A 6,491-nucleotide genomic window follows, 5' to 3' on the forward strand; every position below is an offset into this window, starting at 1 on the left:
GTCTACCATCCGCCGCTCGTTCCTCGCGGCTCCCGCCAGGCCCGCCACGACGCGGCACCACCACCCACCCCGCCCGGCGTCGTCTCGCCCTGGTCTCGGCTCACCCGGGCGACTGCCCGCGGTGCCTGTGCGCCCGTGCCGTGTCGTGTCGTGCGGTGAGGTGGCGTCCCGCGGGGTGTCGCGGTGTCGCGCGGTCCGACCGTCACGGGTCATCGTCATCGTCGCCGTCGGGCGGCCTCACCTTCTCGTGCGGCGACGGTTCCCGCTTCGGGTGACCACGGTTCTACCTCTCCGGCCGGGGTACTCCCTCGGCGGGACCGGTCAGGCGGGGGGTGTCCTCGGCGAGGGTGAGGAGGCGGGTCATGGTGTTCCAGTTGCGGCCGGTCACCGGGGTGCCGGCGGCCTTCGCGAGGACCGCCGTCGTGAGTTTCGAGCGGCCGATGCCCTCGGGGTAGGCGACGTAGAGGACGCCGTTCGCGACGGCCGCGCGCTCCGTCCCGTCCCGGCTCTCGATCGCAGCGGCGCCGTCGGGGTCGACCGGGGTCTCGCCCACCAGGACGAGGAGCGCGGCGGGCCGCTCCTCGGCGTCGTCGGGGAGGGGGTTGCCGCGGACGATCTTGCGCAGGCGCTCGGTGGTGAGCACCGCGACCGCGGCGTCGACGCCGAAGCGCTCGGCGACGGCGTCGTGCAGGAGGCGTGCGACGTCGGCGGGCCGGGACGCGCCGGAGGTCCCGGGCGCGACGACGAGGTTGCCGCTGTTGACGACCGTGCGGGCGTGCGCGAACCCGAGCTCTCCGGCGAGCTCGCGCAGCGCGGTCGACGGGACCTTGCGGCCTCCGACGTTCACGGCGAACAGGAGGGCGACGTACGCGGTCAAGACGGCGCTCCCGGTCGTCGGTGGGACCACGGCGCGGCCTCCTCGAGGCGGGCGGCGAGGTCGAGGAGGCGCGCGTCGTCGCCGTGGTCGGCGCCGAGCATGACGCCCACCGGGACGGTCGCGGAGGATCCGTCGGGGTCGGTCACGCGCGCCTCGCCGAGCGGGAGCGAGACAGCCGGGCGTCCGGTGAGGTTCCAGACGCTCGTCCAGGGCGTGAACGCGGTCTGCGCGGCGAAGTCGGCGGCGGGGTCGTCGTCGATCCGCTGGCTCCCGACGAGCGCGGGGGGCTGGGCGAGCGTGGGGGAGAGCACGACGTCGACGCCGGACCACGCGGCCGCGACCTCGCGCGTGAGCTGCTGTACCCCGGCGAGCGCGGTGGCGTACGCGAGCCCGCTCACCTCGCGCCCGCGCTCGCGGAGCCACCGGGTGAGCGGCACGAGCAGGTGCTCGCGATCCGGCGGCACCGGGGCCTGGAGCGCGCCGACCGACCACAGCGCGGCGAAGGCGTCCCAGCGCTCGGCACCGAACGGCGGGGGGATCTCGACAACGTCGTGCCCGAGCCCGGCGAGGAGCTCCGCGGTCGCGCGGGCGGCGTCCGCGCACGCGGGGTGCACGGTCGCGTCGGCGGCGATCACGGGGTCGAGCAGGAGTCCGACCCGGAGCCGCCGCTCGCCCGGCGCGCTCGCGAGGCGCGCCGTGCAGGTGTCGCCCGGCCACGACCGGGCGAGGACGTCGAGGAACGCCGCGGCGTCGCGCACCGACCGGGTGAGGACGCCGTGCGTGGCGAGCCCTGCGCCGTCGACCCCGTACGGCCCGGGGCTCACGAGCCCGCGCGACGGCTTGAGCCCGACGAGCCCGCACGCGCTCGCCGGGATGCGCAACGACCCGCCGCCGTCGCTCCCGTGCGCGACGGGGACCACGCGCGCCGCGACGGCCGCCGCCGCGCCCCCGCTCGACCCGCCCGCGGACCGCGCGAGATCCCACGGCGTGCGGGCGGTCGGTCCGACGTCGGGCTCGGTGTAGCAGGGGAGGCCGAGCTCGGGGGTGCTCGTCTTGCCGATCATGACGGTGCCGGCGGCCCGCAGGAGCGTCACGACGCCGTCGTCGTAGGGCGCGGGGAACGGGTCGATCGCGGCGGACCCGGCACGGATCGGCACGCCTTCGACCATCGTGAGGTCCTTGACCGGGCAGGGGACGCCGAGGAACGGCGGCAGCCCACCCCGGCTCGCCCCGGACGCCGCGACGACGTCGCCCGTGCGCCGCGCCGCGACGAGCGTGGCCTCCGCCGCGAGCGCCTGCGTGCGGGCGAGGTCGGCGGTGAGGACGGTGAAGGCACCGACGTCCGCGCCGACGCCCGCGGCGGCGTCGAGCGTCGTGTCGAGCACCTCGGTGGGGGAGGTGTCGCCGGTCCGGAGCGCGTGCGCGAGGGCGGTTGCGTCGAGGTCGAGCAGGTCGGTGACGCTCATGGCTCGTGAACCTACGCGGCGTGCCAGCGCCGCGCGAACCGTCCGGGTCGACACCTCGCTCGACCGAGGCGTATATTCCAAGCGGAATATTCCTTGCGGACCTCCTCGTCCGGGCTGCACGCCCGCACCGTCCGCGCTCCCGACTCGGAACCCGTCCCGGAGACGACCGTGCCCGCACCGCGCCTCAGCCCCACGGCGACCCTCGTGCTCGCCGTGCTGCTCGACCAGCCCATGCACCCGTACGAGATGCTCGTGCGCCTGCGCAAGCGGCGTGACGACCGGCTCGTCCGCCTCAACCCCGGCGCCGTCTACCACGCCGTCGACCGGCTCGAGCGCGACGGCCTCGTCGAGCGCGCGGGCGTCGACCGCGACGGCAACCGGCCCGAGCGCACGCTCTACGCCATCACCGAGGCGGGCGTCGCAGCGCACCACGACCGCACCCGCGATCTCGTGCGCGAGACGCCGGCCGAGTACCCGGCGTTCCCGGTCGGGCTCGCGCTCGTGCACGACCTCCCGCGCGACGACGCCCTGGCCCTCCTGCGCGAGCGCCGGGCGGCGCTCGCCGCAGCGACCGACGGGGTGCGCGAGCAGCTCGACGGCGTCATCTCCCGCGGGCTGCCCCGGCGCTACCTGCTCGACGCGTCGTTCCAGCTCCACCAGACCGCGGCCGAGATCGCGTGGCTCGACGCGACGATCGCCGACGTCGAGTCGGGCGCGCTGAGCTGGACCGAGGAGCCCGCGCCCGCCTTCCGCCTCCCCCGCACGACCTCACCTCAGGAGACCTCGTGACCACTCCCGCCCCGGGCAGCAGCCCGAGCACGGCCCCGGCACCCGCCGACGCCGGCTCGCGCGTCGTGCCCCTCGTCGACCTCCACGGCCGCAGCGCCTGGAGCATCCTGCCGCCGCTCATCCTCGGATTCTTCATGATCATGGTCGACACCACGATCGTGAACATCGCCGTCCCCACGCTCCAGACCGAGCTCGACGCGTCGCTCGTCGCGGTCGGCTGGGTGAACAGCGCCTACCTGCTCTCCTACGCGGTGCTGCTCCTGCTCGCCGGCCGCCTCGGCGACCGGTACGGCCCCAAGCCGGTGTTCGTCGTCGGCCTGCTGGTGTTCACGCTCGCGTCCGCGTGGTGCGGGTTCTCGGGCTCCATCGAGATGCTCATCGCGGCGCGCGTGGTCCAGGGCGTCGGCGCGGCGCTCATGACGCCGCAGACCATGGCGATGATCACGCGCGTCTTCCCGCCGCGGCAGCGCGGGGCGGCGATGGGCCTGTGGGGCGCCACGGCCGGGGTCGCGACGATCGCCGGTCCGCTGCTGGGCGGCGTGTTCGTCGAGTCGTGGGGCTGGGAGTGGATCTTCTTCGTCAACGTGCCGGTCGGCGTCGTGGCGCTGTGGTTCGCGCTCACGCGCCTGCCGCGCCTCGCGACGAACAAGCGCTCGTTCGACGTGCTCGGTGTCGTGCTCTCGGTGGTGGGCCTGTTCGCCGTCGTCTTCGGCCTCCAGGAGGGGGAGACGTACGACTGGGGCACCATCACCGGACCGATCACGGTCTGGGGCGTCATCGGAGCCGGCCTGCTCGTGCTCGTGGGCTTCGTCCTGTGGCAGCGCCACCTCGGCGACGGCGCGCTCCTGCCCCTGCGACTCTTCCGCTCCCGCAACTTCTCGCTCGCGAACGTCGCGGGCATGTCCGTCTCGTTCGCGATGATCGGGATCTTCTTCCCGCTGACGATCTTCCTCCAGTCGATCCTCGGGCTGTCGCCGCTGCACGCGGCCCTCGTCAACCTGCCGGGGTCGCTCGTCTCCGGGATCGTGGCGCCGCTCGCGGGCCGTCTGTCCGACCGCGTGCCGGCCAAGTGGGTCGTCGCGACGGGCTTCGGCGTCCTCGCGGTCGCGATCGGCTGGCTCGCCGCCGTCGTGGGGCCGGGGGTGTCGGTCGTGACGATCGTGCTGCCCATGACGCTGTTCGGCATCGGCACCGGGTGCGTGTTCTCGCCGCTCGCCAACCTCGCGACGTCGGGGCTCGACCACCGCACCGCGGGCGCCGGGGCGGGGGCGTTCAACACCACGCGCCAGGTGGGCGGCGTCATCGGCTCCGCGGCGATCGTCGCGACGCTCACCGCGCGCCTCGCCGTCACCCTCCCCGCGGCTGCCCAGGACGCGGCGGCCTCCCTGCCCGAGCAGTTCCGGCAGCAGTTCGTCGACGGGTTCGCGAACGCGGGCTCGCTGCAGGGCGGCCAGGGCGGGTCGTTCCCGCTCCCGCCCGGGGTGCCCGACGACGTCGCGCGCCAGGTGACCGACGCCGCCACCGCCGCGTTCCACCAGGGGTTCGCGACCGCCGTCGGGCAGACGCTCGCGGTCACGGCCGTGGTGCTCGTCCTCGGGTTCGTGTGCGCGGTCGCGATGGCACCGAAGCACGTCGAGCACTGATCCCGCGGAGCACGCCTCCGGACCACCGCGTGAACGGAGGGTTAAACCTCGCCCCGGAGGTGTGTCGGGGGTGGTGGGCGGAATCACACGGGCGTAGTTTCGAGGAGACGGACGGCACCACCGCCGTCCTCCGGGAGGCCAGCCGATGGGGTTCACGCTCCGCTCAGGAGGGCCGGCACCGGCGCTGCTGAGCCGTGGCACCCACGGCCCGACGGCCGGTCGCCTGCCTCGCCCAGAGAGAGAACGGCGCCCGCGCGCCGGAGGGGAGCCCTCGTGGTCCATTCCTCACCCACCCCCCGCCCCGGTACATCACCCACCCCCGGTACCTCACCCACCCCCCAGGACGATGCGAGCGACGACGCGCGCCGCACGTTCGTCGTCGACACCTCGGTCCTGCTGAGCGACCCCCGCGCGATCGGGCGGTTCGCCGAGCACGACGTCGTCCTCCCGGTCGTCGTCATCACCGAGCTGGAGGCCAAGCGCCACCACGCCGAGCTCGGGTACTTCGCCCGCAGCGCGCTGCGCATGCTCGACGACCTGCGCGTCAAGCACGGCCGTCTCGACGCCCCGATCCCGGTCGGCGACGTCGGCGGGACCCTGCGCGTCGAGCTCAACCACACCGACCCGGACGTGCTGCCCGCCGGCTTCCGGCTGGGGGACAACGACACGCGCATCCTGTCCGTCGCCGCCAACCTGGCGGCGGAGGGGCACGACGTGACGGTCGTGTCCAAGGACCTGCCCATGCGCGTCAAGGCGTCGGCGGTCGGGCTGCGTGCGGAGGAGTACCGGCACGAGCTCGCCGTGGACTCGGGCTGGACGGGCATGGGCGAGATCTCCTTCACCGACGCCGAGGCCGCGGCGCTCTGGGAGCACGAGTCGGTCGAGCTCACGAGCCTCGACCCGGCGGTCGTCGAGGAGGCCGGGGCGCTGCACTGCCACACGGGGCTCGTCGTGCACTCGCCGCGCGGCTCGGCCCTCGGCCGGGTCACCGCGGACAAGCACGTCCAGCTCGTGCGCGGCGACCGCGAGGTCTTCGGGCTGCACGGGCGCTCGGCCGAGCAGCGCGTCGCGATCGACCTGCTGCTCGACGAGAGCGTCGGCATCGTGTCGCTCGGCGGGCGGGCGGGGACGGGTAAGTCGGCACTCGCGCTGTGCGCGGGGCTCGAGGCCGTCATGGAGCGACGGCAGCACCGCAAGGTCATGGTGTTCCGTCCGCTCTACGCGGTCGGTGGCCAGGAGCTCGGGTACCTGCCGGGCTCCGAGGCGGAGAAGATGAACCCGTGGGCGCAGGCCGTCTACGACACGCTCGGTGCGCTCGTCTCGCCGCAGGTGCTCGACGAGGTGATCGACCGCGAGATGCTCGAGGTGCTCCCGCTCACGCACATCCGCGGGCGCTCGCTGCACGACGCGTTCGTCATCGTCGACGAGGCCCAGTCGCTCGAGCGCAACGTGCTGCTCACGGTCCTCTCCCGCATCGGGCAGTCGTCACGCGTCGTCCTCACCCACGACGTCGCGCAGCGCGACAACCTGCGCGTCGGGCGGCACGACGGCGTCGCCGCGGTCATCGAGGCGCTCAAGGGCCACCCGTTGTTCGCGCACGTGACGCTCACGCGCTCCGAGCGCTCGCCCGTCGCGGCGCTCGTCACGGAGATGCTGGAGTCGATCGAGGTCTGACCCCGCGAGGTAGAACCCTGGTCGGCGACCAGGGTTCTACCT

At 74.4% G+C, this 6,491-nt stretch carries 5 protein-coding genes; 3 read left to right on the forward strand and 2 right to left on the reverse strand.

Translation table 11 applies throughout. The features are described 5' to 3' along the window. Positions 1-283: 283 nt before the first annotated feature. A complete protein-coding gene (locus tag ACFWH7_RS20410; protein WP_378219405.1) occupies positions 284-877 on the reverse strand; it encodes a DUF1697 domain-containing protein in 594 nt (197 codons plus the stop codon). Further along, the gene (locus tag ACFWH7_RS20415; RefSeq protein ID WP_378219407.1) at positions 874-2,343 is read right to left on the reverse strand and encodes an amidase; all 1,470 of its coding nucleotides are present in this window, start codon (positions 2,341-2,343) and stop codon (positions 874-876) included. The genes ACFWH7_RS20410 and ACFWH7_RS20415 overlap by 4 nt, the downstream gene beginning before the upstream one ends. Positions 2,344-2,511: 168 nt before the next feature. Here ACFWH7_RS20415 and ACFWH7_RS20420 point away from each other — a divergent pair, with 168 nt between their 5' ends. The 3 genes from ACFWH7_RS20420 (at position 2,512) to ACFWH7_RS20430 (ending at position 6,449) form a co-directional block, all read left to right on the forward strand. Further along, positions 2,512-3,132 (forward strand): PadR family transcriptional regulator, encoded by a 621-nt coding sequence (locus ACFWH7_RS20420; protein ID WP_378219409.1) that lies wholly within the window; start codon positions 2,512-2,514, stop codon positions 3,130-3,132. Positions 3,133-3,266: 134 nt separating this feature from the next. Further along, complete coding sequence (locus ACFWH7_RS20425; protein ID WP_463054453.1) at positions 3,267-4,775, forward strand: DHA2 family efflux MFS transporter permease subunit; 1,509 nt, start codon at positions 3,267-3,269, stop codon at positions 4,773-4,775. 393 nt (positions 4,776-5,168) lie between these two features. Continuing rightward, entirely contained in the window at positions 5,169-6,449 is a 1,281-nt protein-coding gene (locus ACFWH7_RS20430) for a PhoH family protein (protein ID WP_378219413.1), read from the forward strand. The last annotated feature ends 42 nt before the right edge of the window (positions 6,450-6,491 follow it).

The organism is Cellulosimicrobium cellulans (assembly GCF_042723955.1).
Taxonomy (GTDB): Bacteria; Actinomycetota; Actinomycetes; order Actinomycetales; family Cellulomonadaceae; genus Cellulosimicrobium; species Cellulosimicrobium cellulans_H.

Bases quoted from the DNA above. Each gene is read 5' to 3' on its own strand.
- ACFWH7_RS20415 (WP_378219407.1), bottom strand. From the start codon at position 2,343: ATGAGCGTCACCGACCTGCTCGACCTCGACGCAACCGCCCTCGCGCAC.
- ACFWH7_RS20425 (WP_463054453.1), top strand. From the start codon at position 3,267: ATGATCATGGTCGACACCACGATCGTGAACATCGCCGTCCCCACGCTC.